Here is a 22,092-nt window from a genome sequence, read left to right as displayed (position 1 = left end):
CAGAAGGGCAAGCACAGCAGGAACGGCGTTTACCAACCGTTAACCATGATCGGAAAGGATTGCGGCGCGATCGGCCGCCATCGGTCTTAACGGCGGATGCGAGCCAGACATGATTCGATTTCGTCGCAACGACGCATCGCGCGGATGGCGGCAGAGGAGAACGGGAATGGCATTGAAGGTCGAGCTGAAGCCAAACGAGCGGATTATCATCGGCTCCTGCGTGGTCACCAACACCGATCAGCGGGCTCGCCTCCTGATCGACGGCGACAAGATTCCGATCCTGCGCGAGAAGGACATTCTGACGCCGGAGACGGCCGACACGCCGGCCAAGCTGATCTATCTCGCGGTGCAGCTCATGTATCTCTCGCCCGATCCGATGGCGCACCATCCGACCTATTTCAGCCTGGTGCGCGACATCATCACGGCCATGCCCAGCGGCTGGCCGTTCATCGAGGGCATCAACAACCACATCCTCAACGGCGACCTCTATCACGCGCTGAAGGAATCGAAGAGGCTGATCGCCCATGAAGAGGCGCTCTTGGAAAGCGCAAGGAAGCTCGGCGCCTCCGTGCAGCAGAACGAGCGCAAGTCGGCGTAAGGCGATCGCACGATCAAGGAAAAAGGCCTCCGAGAGGGAGGCCTTTTTTGTGTTCGTTACATCTCGCGTGATGAAGATAGATTCAGGTGGCTGACGCGGTCGCCGGGCGGAAGACCAGCGCAAAACCGTCCATGCAGTAGCGCAGACCCGTCGGCTTCGGACCATCGTCGAAGACGTGGCCGAGATGGCCGCCGCAGCGCCGGCAGTGCACCTCCGTGCGCGCCATGCCAAACGTGCGATCCTCGGTGGTGCCGACGGCGTTTTCGAGCGGTTGGTAGAAACTCGGCCAGCCGGTCCCGCTTTCAAACTTGGTGTCGGAGGAGAACAGCGGCAGGTCGCAACCCGCGCAGGCGAACGTACCCTTGCGATGCTCCTTCAGCAGCGGGCTGGACCAGGGCCGCTCCGTGCCCTGCTTGCGCAGGATCTCATATTGCTGCGGCGTGAGCTGCGCGCGCCACTCGGCGTCAGTCTTCTCGATCTCGAATTTCTCGGCGGCCTTCGCCGGCGAACCGCGCAGCCAGCGGAAAGCGGCGAGGCTGAACAGGCCGGCGACGGACGCGAGCAGGAAACGGCGGTCAATCATGATGGTCTCCGTGGAGGCGGACGATTGTTCGCTGTCAGATACGGCGCACCCGGTTGCGACGTTACACCGGTCAGTCCCTGACCTCCTCACTTTTCTGCGAGCTTGAGCCATACGGCTCCTGCGGCGCGGGCGGCTGCGGGTGCGTGGCCCGCTGGCCACCGGGCGCGGGTCCGCGGCGCGGCGGCCGCGGCAGGGTGCCGTACTGGCGATTGGCCTCCGCGAGACGTGCGTTGCGGATGCGCTCTTTGACGCGCAGACCTTCCCGATAGCGCGCCAGTACGTTGGCGGCGGCGGAGGCGCCCCGCCCCCAAAGGTTGATCAGATGCGCAGCGACGCGGCCGGTGGTCCCGCCCGCCCAGACCAGTTCGAACGGCGAGAACAGCCGCCAGCGTTCGTCACCCCACAGGATGCTGCGCGCGATCAACAGCCCCGCCATCGCCGAGGTGTTCATGCCCTGCCGGCCAAAGCCGCTTGCGACCCAGAGGCCTTTGCGCAATTCACCGATCTGCGGCATGCCATGCACGGTCACACCAACGGCGCCGCCGAAGACATCGTCGATCCCGACTTTGCCGAGTTGCGGAAAGATGGTCGCGATGCGGCGCTTGATGGCGGGCGCGAAACGCTGCGGCTTCGCATTCCACGTCGTCTCCGGGCTCGCCCACATCAGCCGGTCGCCATCGACGACGCGGAAATGATCGATGCCATCGCCGTCGCTGACCGAGCCGTGAAAGGTGAGCGCCTCCGCGAGCCGTTCGCCAAGCGGCTCAGTCACCGCCGCATAGCGCCAGACCGGCAGCAACGTGTCCGACAGGCGCTGGAGCGGCGCGCCGAGATGCACGTTGCCAGCGAGCACGATATGGTTCGCGCGCAAACGCGCCGAAGGCGTAACGATGCGCTTGCGGATGCCGGAGAAGTCGATGCTGACCACCGGCGTGTCCTCGAAGATGCGCGCCCCTGCCCGCTGCGCCAGCGCTGCCAGGCCATGCACATATTTGCGGCCGTCGACCTGGAACGCTTTGGGATAGTAGATGCCATGGAAATAGCGGTTGGTCCTGATGGTGCTGCGCACACGGTCGACCTGCCAGCCCTCGACCTCGGTCTCGAAATCCTCAGCCAGCGTCTGCAGCCGGCTGATCAGGGTCTCGCCGACATCGACAGTGGAAACCTGCAGCGCACCCTCGCTGAGTGCGATGCCCGGGATCAGTTCCTCGGTCGCGGTCGCGCGAACGTAATCGGCGCCGGCCTTCGACAGCGCCCAGAGTTCGCGGGCGTCTTCCAACCCGACGCGTTCGATCAGTTCGGACACCGGAAGATTGAAGCCCGGCATCACGGTGCCGAGCTGGTTGCCGGAGGCGTTCCAGCCGACCTGGCGGCCTTCGAGCACTGCAACGCTGGCGCCAAGCCGCGCCGCTTCCCGCGCCACCGTCAGTCCGGCAAGCCCAGCCCCGACCACGCAGATATCGACGTCCAGCTCGACCGAAAGGCGCGAGGGGAACGGCATCGCAGCATCGCGATCGTCGGTCGCACTTGTGGAAGGCTCGCTCATATCGTTTTCTTACGGACCGCAACACGGCTTGTCACCTTGTCGCGGGCATGAGCATGTAGATTAATCCAGAACACGCCGAATTGAGATTGCGCCATGCGCCGTTTGATGCTGTTGCGTCACGCCAAGACCGAAACCGAATCGCCCACGGGCCAGGATCACGACCGCCGGCTCGACGAGCGCGGCCACCGTGATGCCGCCGAGATCGGCGCCTGGATCGGCCGGCATCCGCCGTTTCCCGACCGCGTGCTGGTCTCGCCCGCGGTCCGGGCGCATCAGACCTGGGAAGTCGCCTGGGAGGCGATGAAAGGGCTCATACCGCGGCCGGAGGTCGAATTCCTGCCGGAACTCTACGGCGCCGATCCGACCGAGCTGTTGCACACGGTTCGCATGGCCTCGGTCAGCGACCCCAAACGGCTGATGCTGGTCGGCCACAATCCCGGCATGCATGAGTTCGCCCTCACCCTCATTGGCGGCGGCGATGCGGCTGCGAAGAAAGCGCTCGATCACAACCTGCCGACGTCGGGCCTTGCAATCTTCGACTTCCCGACGCACGACTGGACCGACGTGGCGTTCCGTCGCGGCAAGCTCGTACAGTTTGTCAGCCCGAAACTATTGAAGCAGACTTCGGACGACTAGCGCGTTTTCGAGCGAAGTGGATTCCGGTTCGCGTGAAGAAAACGCGTCAAAACTAGAGTCAAGGCAGCCGGCGCGTATCGCCGCTTGCCGTGTCAATGTTGAGCGGACAGGAGGCGTGGATGTTCAAGTCCATTCTGGTGCCGATCGATTTGGCCGACACCGAGTTGGCGAAGCCCGCGATCGCAACTGCGGCAACGCTTGCGGAAAGCTGGAAGGGCACGGTGCGCCTGCTCAACGTGCTGCCGATGACACCGGTGATGCTGGCCGAATATGTGCCGGCCGATTTCGATGCCCAACAGCAGCAGACCTCCGAGGAAGCGCTCGCGATCGTGGCACGCGAAAGCGGCATCGAGCCGTCGCGCATTTCCAGCGTGGTGCGACAGGGCGGCATCTATCACGAGATCCTCGAGGAAGCTGCTGCAATGCACGCCGACCTGATCGTGATGACCTCACACCGGCCGGCGATGCGCACCTACTTCCTCGGCTCCAACGCCGGCCATGTGGTGCGCTACGCCAAATGCTCCGTGCTGGTGGTGCGGCATTAGAACATTTTCGAGCTAAGCTTTCCCATCGCGGGATTGAGCGCGCCGCCAACAGCGGCCTCGATCTGGCAGCGTGATATCCCGATGTCGCGCAGCGCGCGGTCATCCAGTCCGCGAAGTGTTTTGATGGCGGCGCGGCGCTCCAGATAACCGAGCAGCGCATGCGCGCCCGCTTCGATCCAGCGAACCAGCCCGCCTGATGAGCGCGGCCGCGCGGGCCGGCCTGCGGCTGAGGATAGCGTCGACATCGTCTTCTCTCCGGCTTTCTCCCGCGCGGCAAAGCGATGCCGTCGGCGCAATGCTATCGCAGCGCCGTATTGACTTCGGATTGCTTGCGCGCCCTCAGTACAATCGCAGGGTTGATGCCCTCTAGATGATCCGGTATTGATCTCGGTTCAAGAGAAACATTGCTCTCGGTGCAATTATGTCGAAGTTCGAATATTTGCGGCTTGCCGACGCCATCGCCGCCGAGATCGCCGGCGGCGCGCTGAAACCCGGCGACCGCCTGCCGCCACAACGCAGTTTCGCCTATGAGCGCAAGATCGCGGTATCGACCGCGAGCCGGGTCTACACCGAGCTGTTGCGGCGCGGCCTCGTCGTCGGCGAAGTCGGCCGCGGCACCTTCATTTCCGGCGACGTGCGGCGCGGGATCGCGCCGTCGCCCGAGGCGCATGGCGCGCGCATCGACATGGAATTCAACTATCCGCTGCTGCCGCAACAGGCGGCGATGATCGCGAAAAGCTTGCAAGGGCTGGAGCGGACCGAGGCGCTCGAGGCCGCATTGCGGCCGTCGACCAGCACGGGCACGCAAGCCGTGCGACAGGTCTCGGCAGCGTTCCTTGCCCGCAAGACCTGGTCTCCCGGCGCCGAGCAGATCGTCTTCACAGCCAACGGCAGGCAATGCATCGCAGCCGCGCTCGCCGCCCTGGTGCCGCCGGGCGGCCGCTGCGGCGTCGAGGCGCTGACCTATCCCTTCATCAAAGGCATCGCGGTGCGGCTTGGCGTGACGCTGGTGCCGCTCGCGATGGACGAGCACGGCGTGCGGCCCGATGCGGTGCAGAAAGCGCACCGCGAGGCACATCTCACGGCGCTCTATCTGCAGCCAACCATTCAAAACCCGCTGGGCATCACGATGCCGGCCGCGCGGCGCGCCGATCTGCTGCGTGTAGTCGAGAAGCTCGACCTCACCATCATCGAGGACACGGTCTACGGATTTCTCGACGATGAGCCGCCGCTCGCTGCGCTGTCTCCCGACCGCTGCATCGTGCTCGACAGCCTCTCGAAGAAGGTCGCGCCCGGGCTTGCGCTCGGCTTCATCGTTTCTCCGCTACGGCTGCGCGAGATCATCATGGCGTCCGTCCGCTCCGGCGGATGGACGGCGTCAGGCTATGCGTTTGCGGCCGGGCAGCGGCTGATGGGCGATGGCACCGTGTCCGAGCTCACGCGGCTGAAGCGAATCGATGCGGCGCGCCGCCAGCAGATGGCCGCAAAATTGCTCGCTGGCTTCGAAATCCAGGCCAATGCCAAGGCCTATCATCTCTGGCTGACATTGCCGCCGCATTGGCGCTCGCAGACTTTCGTGGCCGCAGCCGCCCGCCGCGACATCGCGTTGACGCCGTCGACGACCTTTGCGGTTGCCCCGGGGCATGCACCCAACGCCGTCCGCCTCGCACTGGGCGCGCCGACGCTGGAGCAGCTCGAAACCGGACTGCGAGCGCTATCGGGCATCTTGATCGCGAAGGAAGAGGATTTTGACGCGACCGAATAGAGCCTCCGTCTCTCACGTGACCGGCCATTCCGCGATGAAGCCTTTGGCCTTGTATGGTTCGATCTTGTCCCACTCGCGTAGCACGCGGCGGCGAAATTCCGGATCGGTGTGCCACTGCGAGCGCGGCGTAGCAAAACAATCGACCGTCACCAGCATCTTCTCGACCTCCGGCCAATGCCGCTGCAGCGTCATCGGATAGCGCCGCGCCGTCCAACTGTTACCGAGGCAAATGACGCTGCGGATATTTTCCAATCCCAATGCCGCATCGATGATGGGCAGAGAAAGGATCACGTTCTCGCCGGTATTCACCGCGCAATGTTCTTCGAGAATGATCTCGGACGGGATGCCATGTGCGACCATCGCTGCCTTGATGATTTCGCATTCGGAACGATGGGAGCCCGGCGTCACCCCGCCACTGACGATCGACCAGCGGAAAAAACCCTCACGCCAGAGCCGACAGGCCTCATCGACCCGGAGATCGACGTCCTGGCGCGTGCCGAAGACGAACAGGAGATCGGCTGGTTTGAGGGGCGTGCAGATCAGATGCCTTGCGTTGATCTCGGCAATCTCCGCCTCGGTCGGAAGGCGCGCGCTTCGATCCTCCATGCATTTCCCCGCCCCATTGATAGGACAGGACGATGCCGCGAACGGAAGATTCCGCGAAGTCACTTTTCATTGCGCTCGGTTGCGATCATCTTGCATCGCGTACGTAAACGCTACGGTAGCAACTTATCCGGCAGATGATCGAAGCTGTAGCTGCGCGGCCGGTTGCGCCCGACGAAGCCGCCGATCTGCCAGGCGAACAGGACGGCGAAGCCAATCAGAAACAGCACGCCGATGAATTCGCCGGTGAACAGCGCGCGAAGCAAGAGCCCGATCATCGCGACCGCCAGCACCGCCAACACCGCGAGCGCGGCCGTATAGGTCACGGGCCCGAGCCCACCTGTCAGCACCGCCTTGCTGCCGGCCGTCTTCATCCGCCGGTGCAATTCCTCGATGAAGGCACGGTAGCCGTGGTCCTGCGGCGCCATCAGGGTTGCGGTCTGCCAGGTGGTCGAGAGGATGGCGAGACGTCCGCCATTGGCATTCTCGATATCGGCACGGAAACGGCGCGACTGCATCGACACCGGGCGGTATGAGAGGCGGACCGCCGAGATATCGCGATAAGGCCAGACGCCGGAGCGGCCGGCGATGCGCCACGACAATCCGGCATCAGTCAACTCGAATTGATGCGCCGATCCGATCAACGATGCCTTGTAAGCATAAAGCGTCGATGCGCCCTCGCCTGGCTCCGCGCTATTGTTGGCTGATGACGTCGGCAAATTCCACAACCCGGAGCAATCGGCTGACAGCGCCGCTTGCGCGGCGCGCCGGCTTCATCCTACAACCGGAGCATGGCCGAGACGACCTCTTTTCCACGCCGCCTGATCCTTGGCGGCGCCATGATTTCCGGCGTGCTGCTGGCGCTCGCCGTGCACATGCTGGGCACACGCTACGGCCTTGATCTTGGCGGGCTGTGGCGCACCGACACGCACGAATCGATGCCGGCGGGCGCGGCGATCGCCTGGTGGCTGATCGCGACGGTGGCGTTCTGTGGCGGCTATTTCACCGCGAACCTGATGCACAGCGCCGTCTCGGGCGAGATCCCGCCGCGGATGCGGCAATTCCTGATCGCCGTCGGCGTCCTGATTCTCGCCGGCGCCGGCCAGGTGGCCTCGGCACCGAGTTCGATCTCCACCATCTCGATCGTAGAGGCCGGCCTTGCCGCGCTATGTCTCGGCGGCGCGATGGCGTTTTGCGGCGCGCATTTCGCGCTGCGCAGGAATTAAGCGCTCAGGCGCTGCGGCGACCTTTCCGCCAGGATCTTCTTCACCTCGGCGGCGGGACGTGGCGCGCTGAACAGATAGCCCTGCGCCTGCGTGCAACCCTCGCGACGCAGCAGATCGAACTGCGCATCGGTCTCGACCCCCTCCGCCGTGGTGACGATGCCGAGACTCTTGCCGAGCCCGGTCACGGCGCGGACGATCGCCATGGAATCTTCCCGCGTCGCGAGGTCACTGACGAACGAGCGATCGATCTTGATCTTGTCGAACGGGAAACTGCGAAGATAGCTCAGCGACGAATAGCCGGTGCCGAAATCGTCCAGCGAGATGCGGATGCCGAGCGCGCGCAATTCGTGCAGCACAGCGAGCGTCGCGGCGCTGTTCTGCAGCAGCACCGTCTCCGTGATCTCGAGCTCGAGCCGATCCGCCGCAAGGCGGGTGGCCTCAAGCGCCGCCTTCACCGACGACACCAGGTTCGGGTTCTTGAACTGGATCGGCGACAGGTTGACCGCGACGGCGACGTCCTGCGGCCAGCCGGCCGCATCCGCGCAGGCCTGGCGCAGCACGAATTCGCCGATCGGAACGATCAGCCCGGTTTCTTCCGCAAGCCCGATGAAATTGCCCGGCGGGAGCGGGCCGCGCAGCGAATGATTCCAGCGCAGCAGGGCCTCGCAGGCGACGATCCGGTCGTGGGCGACGTCGCGGATCGGCTGATAATGGACCTCGAATTCGTCACGCTGCAGCGCCTTGCGCAGGTCGAGCTCGAGCATGCGCCGCGCTTGCGCGCGTGCGTCCATCCCGGTCTCGAAGAAGCGATAGGTGCCGCGGCCGTCTGCCTTGGCACGGTAGAGCGCGAGATCGGCCTTCTTCAACAATTCGTCCGGATTCTTGCCGTCCTCGGGCGCCAGCGAGATGCCGATGCTGACGCCGATCACGAGCTGATGGCCGCCGATCTCGTAAGGAGCCGCGATTTTCTCGACGACGAGGCTGGCGAGCGCGGCCACCGCCGATGGGTCGCAATCCCCGCAGAACTGCACGATCGCGAATTCGTCGCCGCCGAGCCGGGCCACGGTATCGTTCTCGGTGACGCATTCGCCGAGCCGCTGAGCGACCGCCTTCAACAGCGCATCTCCGACGGGATGGCCGAGCGAATCGTTGATGATCTTGAAATGATCGAGATCGAGGCAGAACACCGCGAGCTGGTCGCTGCGCCGGGCGAGCCGCAATCCCTTTTCGAGCTGTTCGCGAAACAGCGTCCGGTTGGGCAGATTGGTCAGCGCGTCATGGCGCGCCATGTGCGAAATCCGCTCCTGCGCCTGCTGCCACTCGGTGATGTCCTCGAAGGTCGCGACCCAGCCGCCGCCTTTCATCGGCTGATCGACTACGCGGATCGAGCGGCCCTCCCTCGTCACGACCTTGGTCACGGTGTTGCCGGCGCCGGCTTCCGCCATCACATCGGCAACGAACTGATTGGGATCGCCGTCCCAGTCGCCGTTCAGCTTCTGGTCCCGCAGGACATCGCGCAGCAGGCGGCCCCGCAGCGGAATGCTGGACCGGCCCATCATCGCGCCGTAACGGTCGTTGGCCAGGAGGATGCGGCCATCCGCATCGAACATGCACAGGCCCTGCGACATGTTGCCGAGCGCGGTGTCGAGCAGAACCTTCTGCTGGCGCATTTCGCCCTTGGCGCGGCGGTCGAGCATGGCCGCAACCAGCGTGATCCCGAGAAACGCGAAGGTCACGATCGCCGTCAGGGAGGAAAGCGCGACCGGCGAAATCGACATCTCGTCAACGACGACGCTGGGATCGGGAATGACGGTTATTGCGCCCATTGCAGTGAAATGGAGCGAGACGACGGCCAGTGTCAGCAGTGCGGTCGCGCCGATGCCGTGGTTGCGATCATCGCTGCGCGTCGCAACCACGAGCGCCAGCGCCGCGAACAGGCTGCCGATCAGCACCGAACTGAGCACGATGCCGGGCGACCATACGACGCGCGCCGGAAGTGCAACGGCCATCATGCCGACGTAGTGCAGGACGGCAATGCCAAGGCCAACGATCGCGCCACCAGTTGCTGCCGTCGAGACGCGGTTGTTCAGCAAGGCAACCGTCAAGCCCACCGTGACGATCGACACCCCAACAGCCAGTGACAGCAGGGTGAGCGGAATGTCGTATCCAACGCCCATGCCGGGCTGATAGGCCAGCATCGCAATGAAATGCGTCGCCCAGATCCCGCAGCCGCCGGCCACCGCATCCAGCCCGATCCAGACCACGCGCGGAAGCCCTTGCGACGCTCTGGCCCGGTGAAACAGGCTGATCGCGACCGCGCCGGCGAGCCAGCAGGTCGCCAGGGCAAGGATGACGAACCGCCAATCGTGCTGCGTCGTCAGGCAAATCAGGACTTGGTACATTGCAGTTCCCCTACTGCGCCGTACCAGCCCTCCAGTTGGTGGATTTGGGGTAACCGCAGTGGAACTCGTTCTGCAGATGGTGAACGAAGTTTTGAGCCGGCGACAAAAATCGGCTCAATCCGCAACCGGCGCGCGCAATGACGCGGGTCACGCCATGGCCCGGTCCCGCCGCAGGGCGCCAAGCATGATCGCGGCAGCGGCCGCAAGCAGCAGGCCGGCCGAGATAACTAGCGAGGTGTGCAGGCCAGCGATGAACGCCGTGGACCGACCGACCAGCGAGCCGAACAGCGCGACGCCGAGCACGCTGCCGGTCTGCCGGGTCGCATTGAGCACGCCGGCTGCAATTCCCGAGCGCGACTTCTCGACGCTGCCGAGCAGCGTCGACGTCAGCGGCGGGACCAAGAGACCGAGCCCGCTGCTCATCGCGATCAATTGTGCGCAGATCGCCCAATAGGCGGTGTCGGGCCCCAAGCCGAGCAAGGCCAAACACCCCGCTGCCGACAGCAGCGCACCGCTGCCGATCGTCGCGGGCGCGCCGATACGCTCGCTGATGCGCGGCGCGATCAGATTGACGGGCAGCACCGCGCCCATCATCGGCACGAAGGCAAGCCCGGTCTGAAATGCCGACAGGCCGTTGATCTCCTGGAAATACAGGCTCAGCACGAAGATCAGCCCGTAAAGGGCAACGTTGACGAGGAGACCGACGAGCGACGTCGCCGTGAACATTCGCTGCCTGAACAGCGACAGCGGCAGCATCGGTTGCGGCGCATGGGCTTCGCGCCAGACGAACAGCGCGCTCAGCACCGTGGACGCCGCAAAGCCTGCGACCACGAACGGGTCTTGCCAGCCGCGCGCGCCGCCCTCGATGAGGGCGCCGGCAAGCGACCCAAGCGCCGCAATCGCTGCGATTTGACCAGGCAGGTCGACCTCGCGCGAAAGCGAACGCGTGGTCTCATCGGCGTAGCGGAAGGTGAGCCAGAGGCCGGCAAGGCCGATCGGCAGGTTGACCAGGAAGATCGCGCACCAGCCGATGATCGCGATCAGTGCGCCGCCGAGGAACGGGCCGGCCGTCAGCGCCACGCTGGCGCCGGCCGCTCAGACCGCGACAGTGCGGCCGCGCGACCTCTCATCCGGATAGGCATGGCTGAGCAGCGCCAGCGAATTCGGCACCAGGATCGCGGCCGCCAGTCCCTGGATGCAGCGCGCCGCGATCAGGAGCGGTGCGTCCGGCGCCAGCGCACAGGCAAGCGACGCCGCTGTGAACAGCGCGAAGCCGGTCATGAAAACCCGTTTGGCGCCGATGCGATCGCCGAGCGCACCGGCGGTCAGAATGAAGGCGGCAAAGGCGATAGTGTAGGCGCTCACCACCCATTGCAGCTCGGACACGCCACCGCCAAGCGCGCCGCCGATCGCATGCAGCGCGGTGTTGACGATGGTGACGTCGAGCTGCACCACGCCGTAGCCGAGGCTCATCGCCGCTAGCGTCAGCGAGGCCGCGAGCCGCGAAGGCACGGGTTTTTCGGCCGGACGGGGCGGCACGTCCGCATATTGTGCATATTGTCGGGTCTTGAGCGGCAGGCCTTGCATGGATCACCTCGACGGAGAGCCAACGCCAGACATAACCCGTCGTTTCGCGAATACATTTCGGTACCGATCGAATGGTGATCGCGGGTGGCAGCAACCGGTACAAAAAGCCGCACCGGATTATTCCGGCGCGGCTTTTTGTCTCAATATCCGAAATGCCGAGAGCATGATCCGGACCATCCGGAACCGGCTTTCGCCCGGCGAGCGAAGCGTTTGCCCGGAAATCACACTCTTATGAGCTACAGCCCAGTCAAACGTGGCCGGCTCGTGATTAGCCCGCCGCCCTGAGATTGACCTTGCCTTCGGCGATCGAGGTCAGCTTCTTGTCGGTCGTTTTTTCCTCGTCCAGCGTCTTCTGCAGGATGGAAGCGCAGTCGTTGCGACCGAGCTGCCGTGCCCAGGCGATCAGGCTGCCGTAGCGGACGATCTCATAATGCTCGGCGGCCTGTGCGGCGTTGATCAGCGCGGCGTCGAGCACGTTCTTGTCATCCACCTCTGCGGCCACGTCGTCGGCTTCCTCGATGATACCGTCGATCGCCGGGCAATCAACCGCCTTCACCTGGGCGCCATGCATCCGGAATACCTGCTCCAGTCTCTGCACATGCGTTTTGGTTTCATCCAGGTGGGTCAGAAATCCCTGTTTGAGCTGCGGATCGGAGGCCTTTTTGGCCATCTTCGGCAGCGCTTTCACAAGTTGTTGCTCGGCGTAATAGATGTCCTGCAATTGGTGCACGAACAAGTCATTCATGCTCTTGATGTCTTTACTGAAGAGTCCCATTGCGCGTATCCCTTCGTTCTGGGAACATGACGCGCGGCCACCTCCTCGTCCCCCGCACAACGCCATGTTCTGCTTGCTGATACCTGCGCTAACCGGCTGGATGGACGGACGTTCCAGCGAAACCGCAAGAACCGGAGCAAGAACCGGGGGACGGAACAGCGGAACGTTGCGACGAATTGAACCGACAGGACCGCCAGCGGCGACTCACATTTTCCGATGCCCAGACATATGTACCGCGTATGACAGAAATCACGAACGAAGGCGGAAGCGTGGCTTGTCAAGGGCTGCACAAATCTACCGTTTTGCCTTATGGGTGCTGGGGCACGGTGCGTTTGACCGTCACCCGTTACCCCATGTGACCACGTAACGGGCCTTCTTAAGAATGCCGCCCCGCCGGGAGGACGAATGCATCGGCTGCTGACCGCGCTTGGGCGTGGCTTCAAGGAAAAGATCGGCTGGAAACGGCTGGGGATCGCCGCGAGCGTCATCATCATCGTCTTGGCGGTGACCCATCTGGTCCGGACCTTGAAGGGCGTCGATACCGCCCTGGTCCTGACGGCGTTGACCGAGATCGCCCCGCATCGCATTGCGCTCGCCGCGCTGTGCGTGGTCGGCGCCTTCTGCACGTTAACCTTTTACGACTTCTTCGCGCTTCGGACGATCGGCAAGACCCATATCCCCTACCGCATCGCGGCGCTGTCCAGCTTCACCAGCTACACCATCGGCCACAATATCGGCGCCACCGTCTTCACCGGCGGCGCGATCCGCTTTCGCATCTATTCGGACTACGGCCTGACCGCGATCGACGTCGCCAAGATCTGCTTCCTCTCCGGCCTGACTTTCTGGCTCGGCAATCTCTTCGTGCTCGGGATCGGCATGGTCTGGCATCCCGCGGCGGCGACCTCGATGGACCTGTTGCCGGCGGCCATGAACCGGCTGATCGGGCTGGGCTGCCTTGCCGGCATCGGCGCCTATCTGGTCTGGCTCGTGACCGGCACCGGCCGCCGCGAGCTCGGCCAGAACGGCTGGAAGGTGGTATTGCCGTCCGCGAAGCTGACGCTCGTGCAAATCCTGATCGGCGTCGTCGACCTCGGTTTCTGCGCGCTCGCGATGTATCTGTTGATGCCGACCGAGCCCTATATCGATTTCGTCTCGCTGGCCGTGGTGTTCATCCTGGCCACCCTGCTCGGCTTCGCAAGCCACGCGCCCGGATCGATCGGAGTGTTCGACGCCGCGATGCTGGTGGCGCTGCCGGAATTCTCCAAGGAGCAGTTGCTGGCCACGCTGGTCGTGTTCCGCATCCTGTACTTCCTGATCCCCTTCGGCATCTCGATCTCGATCATGGGGATGCGCGAGCTCTGGCTCAACGTGGTGCAGCCGTGGCTCAGCCGGCGCAAGCTCAATGATCCGCCTTTCAGAGCGGAGACCGCCGAGGTCACCGTGCGGCAATCGGTCGAGAGCCGGCCACGGATCAAGCATCTGAAACGGTAACAGCGACGTTATCTAGAGTATGATCCGGAAAAGTGGAGACCGGTTTTCCGGAAAGATCGTGCTCAAACAAGGAGATGAGATCATGATCCAATTCCGTCCAATCGGATCATGATCTCGACGCGTTATTCTTTCTGGCCAATTCGGCGCGGCTCTCTTATTTCTGCCCCACCGATGCCGTGAAACGCGCCATGGTCAAAATTCCGTTCCGTTCGATCGTTTCCGCCGCGCTGCTGGCGGTTGCGCTGCTGAGCCAATCGGCCGAAGCGCAGACCGCGGCCGAACAGCCGCTGCAGATCTCGTGGGAAGTCCGCAACCGCTTTCGCCTGTTCCGCGAGGAACGCGACTTCCTGCTGCAGACCGAAGCCGGTCGCGGCCGCAGCGTGCTCGCCGCCGAGCAGGCGCTGGAATTGCAGAGCGACGGCCGCGGCTGGGCGCGCAACACCGTCAACCGGCTCTGCATCGACCTCGCCGGGCGCGTCAACGAGCCCTGCACCCGCGACAACGTCAAGGAAAGCTACCTGACGCCAACGGATCATCCGATCACGGTGCGATTGGTCGGACCGATTCCTGTCGGCGCCACCTGCGCCTGGTCGTTCGACGACGGCGACGGGCCGCAGAGCTCCGCCTTCGACTGCGCCGAACCGGTGAACCTGCGGGTCCGCTACGGCCGCACGACGGTTGCGACCGTCGACGTCTCCGCCGGCTCGGATCCGACCCAGCGCGTCTCCACCGAGATCGCCGTGCGCGACATCTTCATCGCGGGGCTCGGCGACAGTATCGCCTCCGGCGAGGGCAATCCGGACCGTCCGATCGCGCTGGCGGACGACGGCTTCTGCTTCCGCTCCTATCTCGGCACCGCGGGCGCGCAATATTACCGGCCGAGCCGCGCCGGCTATAAAGGCGGGCGCGCCTGCGAAGCACCGGACTTCCTCTCGGTATGGCAGAAGCACAGCGCGCTGTGGTTCAACGCGGCCTGCCATCGCTCGCTCTACAGCTACCAGACGCGCACGGCGCTTGCGCTCGCGGTGCGCTACCCGCACATCGCCGTGACCTACCTGCCGCTCGCCTGCACGGGCGCAACCATCAATGACGGGCTGTTCGGCTCACAGCAGGCCCGCGAGTGCCTGCCGAGCAAATCGGGCAACACCTGCTCGGGCAGCGTCAACGGTCAGCTTGCCGAATTGCGCGATGCGCTCGCGGCAGCCAAGCGCCGCCAGCCGGATCGGCAGCTCGACCTGCTCCTGCTCTCGATCGGCGCCAACGACATCTACTTCTCCGGCCTCGTCGCCGACGTGATCGTCGATACTGCGACGGAGCGCGCGCTGTTCCGGCGCGGCGGCGTCTTGGCGTCCGTCGACGATTCCCGCGACGCGCTGCGGCGCACATTGCCGCAATCCTTTGGCAAACTGCGCGAGGCGCTGAAGCCGCTCGTCGGCGGTGACCTGACGCGCGTGATCTATACGGCCTATGCCAATCCGGCGCTGTCGGACGGCGGCGTCCCCTGCCCCGGCGGTCGCGCCGGCTTCGACATCCATCCCTCCTTCAACGCTGCGCCGCAGCGGCTTGGTCCGGTGGCCGGCTATGTGCAGGACGAATTTCTTCCAACGCTGAAGGCGCTGGCGCTCTGCCAGTCAGGCATTCTCTGTCGCAATCCGCGTGCCGACCGCATGACCTTCGTCGACGCCCATCAGGACGCGTTCGCGATGCATGGCTTCTGCGCGCGCGCTGCCACCGATCCGGAATTCGACCGGCAATGCTTTGCGGCCAATGGCGAGAGTTTCAATCCTGACATCGTCAGTGCAGCCAGCCAGCCGATGCTGTGCGGCCGCAGCGCCTCGGAATATCGCGCCTACCTGCCGCGCGCACGCTGGATCCGCGACGCCAATGACAGCTACTTCACCGCGATGACCTATCCGCAGGCGCTGCCGTCCTCGATGCAACCCTCCGACATCCACGATGCGACCTGGGGCGTCCTGTCGGCCGTCTATGGCGGCGCGGTGCATCCGACCGCAGAAGGCCACGCCGCGATGGCGGACGCCGCCGTTCCCGCGGCGGCCGCGGTGCTGCGGCTCGACGTCGGCGTGGGTGAGGTGATCTCCGAACCGGTGCAGCCGATCGGCGGGCGCTAACGCGCGGCGACCCACAGCCGCGCCTGGGGCTGTGGAGCGGGCCGATGCGGCGGCGAGCACTGCGGAAGCCAAGCGCAAGCGACGGCCGGCGCGCTCCTCACCTAAGGTTTAGGATGACTTTCCGGAAGCGTGGAACTACCGGTAGGCCACGTGGAAAGCGCTTGCTCAGCTACGGCCTCCAGCATGTCGCGGCTGAAGCCGGCTTTAGCCTGCACCGCCATGCCGTGAGTGACAGCCAGCACGAATGCCGCAAGGGCATCAGATTTGGCCGTCTTCGGTAAGTCGCCCTCGGCCTTCGCTCGTTCGAAGCGTTCACGAAGCTGCGCCTGACCGGCCGCGCGAAAATCTATCAACGCTTGTCGCACAGGTTCCGCTTCATCCGATCCCGCTAGGGCCCCATTGATACCGAGACACCCCGTATGGTTGGGATAACGCGTATTGAGGTCGGCTGCATTGTACAGGATGTGCGCAGCAACTTGGCGCGCTGTGGGTAGCTGAAGCGCCTCTGGAATGTAGTCCAAGTATTGCTCGTCGTATCGAGCCAGGGCTTGGCGGAAGAGCGCTTCCTTGTTGCCAAATGCAGAATAGAGGGCGGGTCTCTCTACTCCAGTAGCCTCGGTCAGATCAGCGTAGGAAGCACCCTCGTACCCCTTGCGCCAGAAGACACATAGCGCGGCGTCGAGCGCTTTCTCCACGTCAAATTCGCGATGGCGTCCCATCAGATCGACTCGGCTTTTTTCATAATGGCCATTACTAAACCGCTTGACATCCCCTGTCCAGATTCCATACCAATCGTTATCGTAATCATCATTACGAAAACGAGGCGCTGTCGCTTGCCAAGGCCTGAGATGGCACCTCCGATCGGGTAGAGAAAGGATTCCTATGTCGAAGATGTTGAAGGGCAAGGTCGCCCTCGTTACCGGCGGCTCACGCGGGCTTGGTGCCGCTACGGCGGAGGCGCTTGCTGATCACGGAGCAGACGTTGCGATCAGCTACGCGGCCTCGGCTGATAAGGCGGATGCAGTCGTGAAGAAGCTCAAGACAAAGGGCGTACGCGCGATTGCTATAAAGAGCGACCAAGCTGACCTTACTTCCGCGAAGCCTCTGATCGACTCGGTGATTGCTGAGCTCGGCAAGCTCAACATCCTCGTGAACAATGCCGGCATCGCGATTCAGGGCCAGCTGGTAGACGATCCCGGCCTTGAGGAAGAGAGGTACAATCGACAGTGGCAAGTCAACGTCATGGGCTCGATCGCCAACACTCGCGCGGCGGCGTCGAAACTGACGGATGGTGGTCGAATCATCTTTATCGGCTCTCTGCTCGGCGACTACGTTCCCTTTAAGGGTGTCGCCGACTACGCCGGAACGAAGGCGGCGCTTGCCGGATACGCGAGGGGTATCGCGCGCGACCTCGGCCCCCGCAATATCACTGTGAATGTTTTGCAGCCCGGTGCGATGCCCACGGACATGAACAAGGAGGTGGCCGGTGAGCTTCCGGACCTTGAGACCTTCCTGAACATGCATCCGATCCGTCGCTTCGCAACCCTTGAAGAGGTGTCGGAAGCCGTCTGTTTCCTCGCCGGACCCCATGCGGGCTACATCACCGGTGAGACCGTAAATATGGCCGGTGGTCTCGGAATCTGAAGCGTCGAAGATCAGCCGAAGAAGATCAAAACTCGTTACACGAGAATTTAAAGGAAAAGAGATGACCGAGAAGTTTGGTGCAAAGTCGACCGCCGACCAGGTGCTTTCAGACGTTGATCTCAAGGGAAAGCGATTTCTGATTACGGGTGCATCGTCGGGCATTGGGCTCGAAACCGCCCGCTCACTGGTTTCTCACGGCGCCAGCGTCGTCGGCGCGGTCAGGGATCTCGTTAAAGCTGAGCCGGCCACTGCATCGGTCCGTGACGCCGCGTCGCAACGAGGTGGCAGCCTGGAGTTGATCGAGCTCGATCTGGCATCCTTGCAGAGCGTTCGCGCCTGCGCGGATAAACTGTTGGCTGACGGCCGGCCGTTCGATTCCATCATCGCCAACGCCGGCGTTATGGCAACTCCGTTCGGCCGGACCATCGATGGCTTCGAAGTCCAGTTCGGGACCAACTATCTTGGTCATTTCGCTTTGATCAATCGGATCGAGCCGCTGCTCGCTGATAACGGGCGCCTGGTGGTGCTGCCGTCCCAGGCTCATCGCGTCGCCGATGTTGACCTGGACGATCCGAATTTCGACCAACAGGCATATGACCCATTTGTCGCCTATGGCCGATCGAAGACGGCCACTTCTCTCTTCGCAGCAGAATTCGACCGGCGGCATCGCGATCGCGGCATCCGAGCTGCCTCGGTGATGCCTGGGAATAGCATCACTGATCTCCCCCGCCATTTCTCGCAGGAGGACTTGCAGGGCCTTTTCGAGACCGTTGGCAAAGCTCGCGCTGAAGCGGGTCTTCCGCCAGCAGAGCTGAAAGAAATCCCGCAGGCAACGGCAACGTCGGTCTGGGCCGCAGTCGTGTCTAACAAAGACGAGATCGGCGGACACTATCTCGAAGATTGCGCAGTCGCGCCGATCGATGACACGCCCAACCCGTTTGCCGACGGCGTAAGGTCGTATGCGCTCGACGCTAACAAAGCTAAGCAGCTTTGGGCGAAAAGCGAGCAATTGATAAGCGCTGCGTCGTGAAGGTTATCGCCCACATCTGAACGCAATAATCCATTCCACTTTCGTGCTCGACTAGACGGCTCTCAGAACCGTGCCGAGGCCACTGGTAGCCGTCTAGCGCGAAGGCGTGCCGGCCGGACCGATGTTCTTCTTCGTGGCGGCGGGCGGCGGCGGCTTCACTGCGGCCGCCTGAGCCGGCAGATATTTCGCGACGATGGCGGGATCGAGTTGCGCGATCGCCGTATCAGGCAGGCGGTACCAGGTCTCGTCCTTGCCGAACAGCGAGATGCCGATGTAGCCGCGCATCGTCAATTCCTTGCCATCAGGACTGACGCTCATCTTGGCTCTGTAGATCTTGCCGTCGCGCGGATCGAGCACGTTACCTTCCTCATACTTCAATCCGTCGCGCTTCATGTTGCGGATGAAGGGAATGCCCAGCAACGGCGCGTTCTTGCGGTCGTCGGTGCATTTCGTACAGGCCTCGGTGACGGGCTCGCCGGGCTTCGGGAACGTCTTCGCCATGATGCCTTCGAAGACGCCGTTATGGTCGACGAACAGCACCCATATCACGGGCCTGCCGTCCTCGACCTTCTGCCACAGGCCCGCCGCCGACGGCTGCTGCGCCTGCGCCGGCAGGGCCACCGCCAGGAGGGCCATGATAACAGGCACTGTCAGCCGAAATCGAAATCGCCAATTCCGCATTGTCGTCACCCGACTAATCCATCAAACGAATGAGCGAAGACTACGGCCATTTCGCGGAAGGTTCCAGTGGCAGCGCGGAACGATGCAAATAGCCGCAGCGGCCGCTCCGCGGCCTGACCGGTGATATTTTGGCTGAAATTGACCAATCATATGTTGATTGGAATCAACCGACTCCGAGTTTCTTCTGCAGGCTCGATGACGACGTCGTGTACTGGAACACAAGCCGCTTGTCCGGATAGACATAACGGTGCGCCTTCTGCGCCATCAGCGCGCCCTCGTGGAAACCGGACAGGATCAGCTTCAGCTTGCCGGGATAGGTGTTGATATCCCCGATCGCGAAAATGCCGGACATGTTGGTCTCGAAGGCGGCGGTGTCGACCGGCACCAGATTGTTCTCCAGCGCCACGCCCCAGTTCGCGACCGGACCGAGCTTCATCGTGAGCCCGAAGAACGGCAGCATGGTATCGCACTCGACCTTCGTAATTGCGTTGTCGTTGCCCTTCACCGTCGCCGCCGCAAGCCTGCCCGCCTCGCCTTCGAGGCCGGTGACCTGGCCGAGCTTCAGGTCCATCTTGCCATCGGCAACGAGCGCGCGCATCTGCTCGACGCTGTGGGGCGCGGCGCGGAATTCGTCGCGTCGATGCAATAGCGTGATGCGCTTGGCGACCGGGTGCAGGTTGAGGGTCCAGTCGAGCGCTGAATCGCCGCCGCCGACGATCAGGATGTTCCGGTCGCGGAACTGCTCCATTTTGCGCACGGCGTAAAACACCGAGCTGCCTTCATAGGCCTCGATGCCCGGCACCGGCGGCCGCTTCGGCTGGAACGATCCGCCGCCGGCGGCGATCACCACCACCTTGCATTCGAACACCTTGCCCGCATCGGTCTTCACGCGGAAGGCGGGATCGCCGACCTTCTCGATCGTCTCCACCATCTCGTTCAGATGGAAGGTCGGGTGGAACGGCTTGATCTGCTCCAACAGCGACTCCGTCAGCCCCTGGCCGGTGACGAACGGGATGCCGGGAACGTCGTAGATCGGCTTCTCCGGATAGAGCTCGGCGCATTGGCCGCCGATCTTGTCGAGGATGTCGACCACATGGGTCTTCATGTCGAGGAGGCCCAGTTCGAACACGGCAAACAGTCCGCAAGGACCCGCGCCGATAATCAACACGTCGGTTTTGATCGCTTCGCTCATATCCGCTTCTTTGTCAGTTGAGTACGAAATGGGAAGGCTGCCGGCCGAGCCAGGACGACCTGATCGGGGACGACCTGATCGGGGACGGCCTGATCGGGAACGCCATAATAGGGGCGGCAAGCGCCGCGGCAACCCCTTGCCGCATCTCGACAACTAGGCTGTAACGGGCTGAACCACCTTGGAGATTGTGCAAGTGAATGCCCCGATCCGTTCCGACGCCACGCCGCGCCTGGAAGACTATCCCTATCGGCTGTCAGACAATGTGCGCTTCGCCGACCTCGATCCCAATGGGCACGTCAACAATGCGGTCTATGCGAGCTATTTCGAGACCGGCCGCGTCACGCTGATGAAGGATCCCAGCAAGGGATTGGTGCCGGACGGGCTCGCCTGGATCATGGTGCGGCTCGACACCCATTTCCGCGCTGAGCTGCACTGGCCCGGCACGATCGAGCTCGGACTCGGCGTCGTGAAGTTCGGACGAACCTCGGTGACGTTCGATCAGGTCGTGTTCTCGCAAGGTCGATGCGTGGCCTCGGCGCAGGCGGTGACGGTGCTGATCGACGAAACCACGCGAAAGCCGGTTCCGCTGACGGATGAAGTGAAGGCTAACCTAAAGCGCTGGATCCGCCGCGGCCTTGATATGGATCAATTGGATTAGGCCTGCCGTTCCGGCGTCGTCACCACGAGCCCGTCAAGGTCGTCGGTGACCTTGATCTGGCAGGACAGACGCGAATTCGGCCGCACGTCGAAACCGAAATCCAGCATGTCCTCTTCCATCGGCGTGGGCGCGCCGACCTTCTCGCGCCAGGCTTCGTCGATATAGACATGGCAGGTCGCACAAGCGCAGGCGCCGCCGCATTCGGCCTCGATGCCCGGAACGCCATTGCGGATTGCGCCTTCCATCACGGTCGCGCCGTTCTCCACCTCGATGGTGCGTCTTTCCCCGGAATGGTCGACATAAGTTATCTTGGCCATGATCGCTCGTGCTGCCGGAATACGGATCTGGATGAGGTCCCCGGCAGTCCCTATAACGGGTCGATCCCGCGAGCGCCAGCGGCCGGGCCCCCTCACGCAAAACCTTTTGACGCGAATTTGTTGCCGGTCAATTCGGGTTTTAAGGGTCGCCGAGGATGGCCTCGATCGCGTTCCGCGCCCGCGCGACCGCGTCAGTGAGCGCCGCCAGCGGCCCCTCCGGCTCGGCGCCACTCGTCAGGACGTGTTCCAGCCCGGCGGCGGCATCCGCGACAGCGAAAGCGCCGATCGCGCGTGCCGATCCCTTCAGCTTGTGCGCCAGTTCGCGCGCATCCTGTGGGAGGGTGGCCAGGGCCGCGATCAGCTTGGCCGATTGCGCCACGAATAACGAAAGCACCTCGCGCTCGAGAGCGGCGTCGCCGAGCGACATGCGCGCAAGATGTGCGAGATCGATCGGGCCGTCACCGGGGGCGAGCGGCGGCGAAGCTATCCATTGGGTCCGTTCGAGGTGACGCGGCATGGCCTGATCCAGGGACCGGCCACTACCTCCTTTTCGGTAGGGCCGTTTGGGCGTCACCCAATCACGGAAATAGTTAACGGATCGTTGGCCAAATTTGCCTCAACTTTGCCCTTTTTCAGACAAAGTAGAACCTCAATGGGCGTCAGCTCGGGGGATTTATGTGGAAG

General features: G+C 63.5%; 22 protein-coding genes and 1 pseudogene. 10 read left to right on the top strand and 13 right to left on the bottom strand.

Annotated elements, in window-relative coordinates; genetic code table 11:
* The first annotated feature begins 166 nt into the window (after positions 1-166).
* A complete protein-coding gene (flbT, locus tag OZ411_RS09890) occupies positions 167-598 on the top strand; it encodes a flagellar biosynthesis repressor FlbT (protein ID WP_282527784.1) in 432 nt (143 codons plus the stop codon).
* A gap of 82 nt (positions 599-680) precedes the next feature.
* Here the strand turns inward: flbT and msrB are convergent, their stop codons facing one another.
* Complete coding sequence (msrB, locus tag OZ411_RS09885) at positions 681-1,181, bottom strand: peptide-methionine (R)-S-oxide reductase MsrB (protein WP_282527783.1); 501 nt, start codon at positions 1,179-1,181, stop codon at positions 681-683.
* A gap of 70 nt (positions 1,182-1,251) precedes the next feature.
* The gene (locus tag OZ411_RS09880) at positions 1,252-2,727 is read right to left on the bottom strand and encodes an FAD-binding oxidoreductase (RefSeq protein WP_282527782.1); all 1,476 of its coding nucleotides are present in this window, start codon (positions 2,725-2,727) and stop codon (positions 1,252-1,254) included.
* Between the two features lie 93 nt (positions 2,728-2,820).
* Between OZ411_RS09880 and OZ411_RS09875 the strand changes: the two genes are divergently transcribed.
* Both OZ411_RS09875 and OZ411_RS09870 read left to right on the top strand, forming a co-directional pair.
* Positions 2,821-3,363, top strand: coding sequence for a histidine phosphatase family protein (locus tag OZ411_RS09875; protein WP_130582877.1), 543 nt, complete (start codon positions 2,821-2,823; stop codon positions 3,361-3,363).
* A gap of 119 nt (positions 3,364-3,482) precedes the next feature.
* A complete protein-coding gene (locus OZ411_RS09870; protein ID WP_130582878.1) occupies positions 3,483-3,908 on the top strand; it encodes a universal stress protein in 426 nt (141 codons plus the stop codon).
* Here OZ411_RS09870 and OZ411_RS09865 read toward each other — a convergent pair.
* A complete protein-coding gene (locus OZ411_RS09865; protein ID WP_282527781.1) occupies positions 3,905-4,153 on the bottom strand; it encodes a DUF1127 domain-containing protein in 249 nt (82 codons plus the stop codon). The genes OZ411_RS09870 and OZ411_RS09865 overlap by 4 nt on opposite strands.
* A gap of 176 nt (positions 4,154-4,329) precedes the next feature.
* Between OZ411_RS09865 and OZ411_RS09860 the strand changes: the two genes are divergently transcribed.
* Positions 4,330-5,673: a PLP-dependent aminotransferase family protein gene (locus tag OZ411_RS09860; RefSeq protein WP_282527780.1), complete on the top strand. Its 1,344-nt coding sequence runs from the start codon at positions 4,330-4,332 to the stop codon at positions 5,671-5,673.
* A 12-nt stretch (positions 5,674-5,685) separates the two neighbouring features.
* Here the strand turns inward: OZ411_RS09860 and OZ411_RS09855 are convergent, their stop codons facing one another.
* Both OZ411_RS09855 and OZ411_RS09850 read right to left on the bottom strand, forming a co-directional pair.
* Complete coding sequence (locus OZ411_RS09855; protein WP_130582880.1) at positions 5,686-6,279, bottom strand: YdcF family protein; 594 nt, start codon at positions 6,277-6,279, stop codon at positions 5,686-5,688.
* 110 nt (positions 6,280-6,389) lie between these two features.
* Positions 6,390-6,995 carry a hypothetical protein gene (locus tag OZ411_RS09850; RefSeq protein WP_130582881.1) on the bottom strand — a complete coding sequence of 202 codons (606 nt, stop codon included), beginning with the start codon at positions 6,993-6,995 and terminating at the stop codon, positions 6,390-6,392.
* Positions 6,996-7,067: 72 nt separating this feature from the next.
* Between OZ411_RS09850 and OZ411_RS09845 the strand changes: the two genes are divergently transcribed.
* The gene (locus OZ411_RS09845) at positions 7,068-7,502 is read left to right on the top strand and encodes a hypothetical protein (protein WP_282527779.1); all 435 of its coding nucleotides are present in this window, start codon (positions 7,068-7,070) and stop codon (positions 7,500-7,502) included.
* Here the strand turns inward: OZ411_RS09845 and OZ411_RS09840 are convergent.
* The 3 genes and pseudogenes from OZ411_RS09840 to OZ411_RS09830 all read right to left on the bottom strand — a co-directional run bounded on the left by OZ411_RS09840 (position 7,499) and on the right by OZ411_RS09830 (position 12,266).
* Positions 7,499-9,904: an EAL domain-containing protein gene (locus OZ411_RS09840; RefSeq protein ID WP_282527778.1), complete on the bottom strand. Its 2,406-nt coding sequence runs from the start codon at positions 9,902-9,904 to the stop codon at positions 7,499-7,501. The genes OZ411_RS09845 and OZ411_RS09840 overlap by 4 nt on opposite strands.
* 147 nt (positions 9,905-10,051) lie before the next feature.
* Positions 10,052-11,482 (bottom strand): annotated as a pseudogene (locus OZ411_RS09835) (MFS transporter).
* Between the two features lie 277 nt (positions 11,483-11,759).
* Positions 11,760-12,266 (bottom strand): ferritin-like domain-containing protein, encoded by a 507-nt coding sequence (locus tag OZ411_RS09830; protein ID WP_130582214.1) that lies wholly within the window; start codon positions 12,264-12,266, stop codon positions 11,760-11,762.
* A 405-nt stretch (positions 12,267-12,671) separates the two neighbouring features.
* On the opposite strand from OZ411_RS09830, the gene OZ411_RS09825 reads away from it, so the two are divergent.
* The gene (locus tag OZ411_RS09825; RefSeq protein ID WP_130582212.1) at positions 12,672-13,757 is read left to right on the top strand and encodes a YbhN family protein; all 1,086 of its coding nucleotides are present in this window, start codon (positions 12,672-12,674) and stop codon (positions 13,755-13,757) included.
* Between the two features lie 188 nt (positions 13,758-13,945).
* On the top strand, positions 13,946-15,886 hold the full coding sequence (locus tag OZ411_RS09820) for a hypothetical protein (RefSeq protein WP_282527777.1): 1,941 nt from the start codon (positions 13,946-13,948) through the stop codon (positions 15,884-15,886).
* Between the two features lie 101 nt (positions 15,887-15,987).
* On the opposite strand, the gene OZ411_RS09815 is transcribed toward OZ411_RS09820, so the two are convergent.
* Entirely contained in the window at positions 15,988-16,605 is a 618-nt protein-coding gene (locus OZ411_RS09815; protein ID WP_282527837.1) for a TetR/AcrR family transcriptional regulator, read from the bottom strand.
* Between the two features lie 163 nt (positions 16,606-16,768).
* Between OZ411_RS09815 and OZ411_RS09810 the strand changes: the two genes are divergently transcribed.
* Together OZ411_RS09810 and OZ411_RS09805 are read left to right on the top strand one after the other, a co-directional pair.
* Complete coding sequence (locus OZ411_RS09810; protein WP_282527776.1) at positions 16,769-17,530, top strand: SDR family oxidoreductase; 762 nt, start codon at positions 16,769-16,771, stop codon at positions 17,528-17,530.
* Between the two features lie 61 nt (positions 17,531-17,591).
* Positions 17,592-18,560 carry an SDR family NAD(P)-dependent oxidoreductase gene (locus OZ411_RS09805; protein WP_282527775.1) on the top strand — a complete coding sequence of 323 codons (969 nt, stop codon included), beginning with the start codon at positions 17,592-17,594 and terminating at the stop codon, positions 18,558-18,560.
* A gap of 93 nt (positions 18,561-18,653) precedes the next feature.
* On the opposite strand, the gene OZ411_RS09800 is transcribed toward OZ411_RS09805, so the two are convergent.
* Both OZ411_RS09800 and OZ411_RS09795 read right to left on the bottom strand, forming a co-directional pair.
* Positions 18,654-19,196: a DUF2147 domain-containing protein gene (locus tag OZ411_RS09800; RefSeq protein ID WP_282527774.1), complete on the bottom strand. Its 543-nt coding sequence runs from the start codon at positions 19,194-19,196 to the stop codon at positions 18,654-18,656.
* A 208-nt stretch (positions 19,197-19,404) separates the two neighbouring features.
* Positions 19,405-20,433, bottom strand: a complete 1,029-nt coding sequence (locus tag OZ411_RS09795) for an NAD(P)/FAD-dependent oxidoreductase (RefSeq protein ID WP_282527773.1) — start codon at positions 20,431-20,433, stop codon at positions 19,405-19,407.
* Between the two features lie 193 nt (positions 20,434-20,626).
* On the opposite strand from OZ411_RS09795, the gene OZ411_RS09790 reads away from it, so the two are divergent.
* Complete coding sequence (locus OZ411_RS09790) at positions 20,627-21,091, top strand: thioesterase family protein (RefSeq protein ID WP_130582206.1); 465 nt, start codon at positions 20,627-20,629, stop codon at positions 21,089-21,091.
* On the opposite strand, the gene OZ411_RS09785 is transcribed toward OZ411_RS09790, so the two are convergent.
* Both OZ411_RS09785 and OZ411_RS09780 read right to left on the bottom strand, forming a co-directional pair.
* Positions 21,088-21,408: a 2Fe-2S iron-sulfur cluster-binding protein gene (locus OZ411_RS09785; protein ID WP_130582205.1), complete on the bottom strand. Its 321-nt coding sequence runs from the start codon at positions 21,406-21,408 to the stop codon at positions 21,088-21,090. The two genes, OZ411_RS09790 and OZ411_RS09785, sit on opposite strands and share 4 nt — an antisense overlap.
* Positions 21,409-21,547: 139 nt before the next feature.
* Positions 21,548-21,925: an Hpt domain-containing protein gene (locus OZ411_RS09780; protein ID WP_130582204.1), complete on the bottom strand. Its 378-nt coding sequence runs from the start codon at positions 21,923-21,925 to the stop codon at positions 21,548-21,550.
* Positions 21,926-22,092: the final 167 nt, after the last annotated feature.

This window comes from Bradyrhizobium sp. Arg237L (assembly GCF_029990105.1).
Lineage (GTDB): Bacteria > Pseudomonadota > Alphaproteobacteria > Rhizobiales > Xanthobacteraceae > Bradyrhizobium.
This window is presented reverse-complemented; position numbering and strand designations above follow the sequence as displayed.

Coding starts and splice junctions, on each gene's coding strand:
- OZ411_RS09845 (WP_282527779.1), top strand. CDS start 7,068: ATGGCCGAGACGACCTCTTTTCCACGCCGCCTGATCCTTGGCGGCGCC.
- OZ411_RS09815 (WP_282527837.1), bottom strand. CDS start 16,605: ATGGGACGCCATCGCGAATTTGACGTGGAGAAAGCGCTCGACGCCGCG.
- OZ411_RS09865 (WP_282527781.1), bottom strand. CDS start 4,153: ATGTCGACGCTATCCTCAGCCGCAGGCCGGCCCGCGCGGCCGCGCTCA.
- OZ411_RS09785 (WP_130582205.1), bottom strand. CDS start 21,408: ATGGCCAAGATAACTTATGTCGACCATTCCGGGGAAAGACGCACCATC.
- OZ411_RS09810 (WP_282527776.1), top strand. CDS start 16,769: ATGTCGAAGATGTTGAAGGGCAAGGTCGCCCTCGTTACCGGCGGCTCA.
- OZ411_RS09825 (WP_130582212.1), top strand. CDS start 12,672: ATGCATCGGCTGCTGACCGCGCTTGGGCGTGGCTTCAAGGAAAAGATC.
- OZ411_RS09875 (WP_130582877.1), top strand. CDS start 2,821: ATGCGCCGTTTGATGCTGTTGCGTCACGCCAAGACCGAAACCGAATCG.
- OZ411_RS09820 (WP_282527777.1), top strand. CDS start 13,946: ATGGTCAAAATTCCGTTCCGTTCGATCGTTTCCGCCGCGCTGCTGGCG.
- OZ411_RS09860 (WP_282527780.1), top strand. CDS start 4,330: ATGTCGAAGTTCGAATATTTGCGGCTTGCCGACGCCATCGCCGCCGAG.
- OZ411_RS09880 (WP_282527782.1), bottom strand. CDS start 2,727: ATGAGCGAGCCTTCCACAAGTGCGACCGACGATCGCGATGCTGCGATG.
- OZ411_RS09855 (WP_130582880.1), bottom strand. CDS start 6,279: ATGGAGGATCGAAGCGCGCGCCTTCCGACCGAGGCGGAGATTGCCGAG.
- OZ411_RS09870 (WP_130582878.1), top strand. CDS start 3,483: ATGTTCAAGTCCATTCTGGTGCCGATCGATTTGGCCGACACCGAGTTG.
- OZ411_RS09800 (WP_282527774.1), bottom strand. CDS start 19,196: ATGGCCCTCCTGGCGGTGGCCCTGCCGGCGCAGGCGCAGCAGCCGTCG.
- msrB (WP_282527783.1), bottom strand. CDS start 1,181: ATGATTGACCGCCGTTTCCTGCTCGCGTCCGTCGCCGGCCTGTTCAGC.
- OZ411_RS09780 (WP_130582204.1), bottom strand. CDS start 21,925: ATGCCGCGTCACCTCGAACGGACCCAATGGATAGCTTCGCCGCCGCTC.
- OZ411_RS09840 (WP_282527778.1), bottom strand. CDS start 9,904: ATGTACCAAGTCCTGATTTGCCTGACGACGCAGCACGATTGGCGGTTC.
- OZ411_RS09830 (WP_130582214.1), bottom strand. CDS start 12,266: ATGGGACTCTTCAGTAAAGACATCAAGAGCATGAATGACTTGTTCGTG.
- OZ411_RS09805 (WP_282527775.1), top strand. CDS start 17,592: ATGACCGAGAAGTTTGGTGCAAAGTCGACCGCCGACCAGGTGCTTTCA.
- OZ411_RS09795 (WP_282527773.1), bottom strand. CDS start 20,433: ATGAGCGAAGCGATCAAAACCGACGTGTTGATTATCGGCGCGGGTCCT.
- flbT (WP_282527784.1), top strand. CDS start 167: ATGGCATTGAAGGTCGAGCTGAAGCCAAACGAGCGGATTATCATCGGC.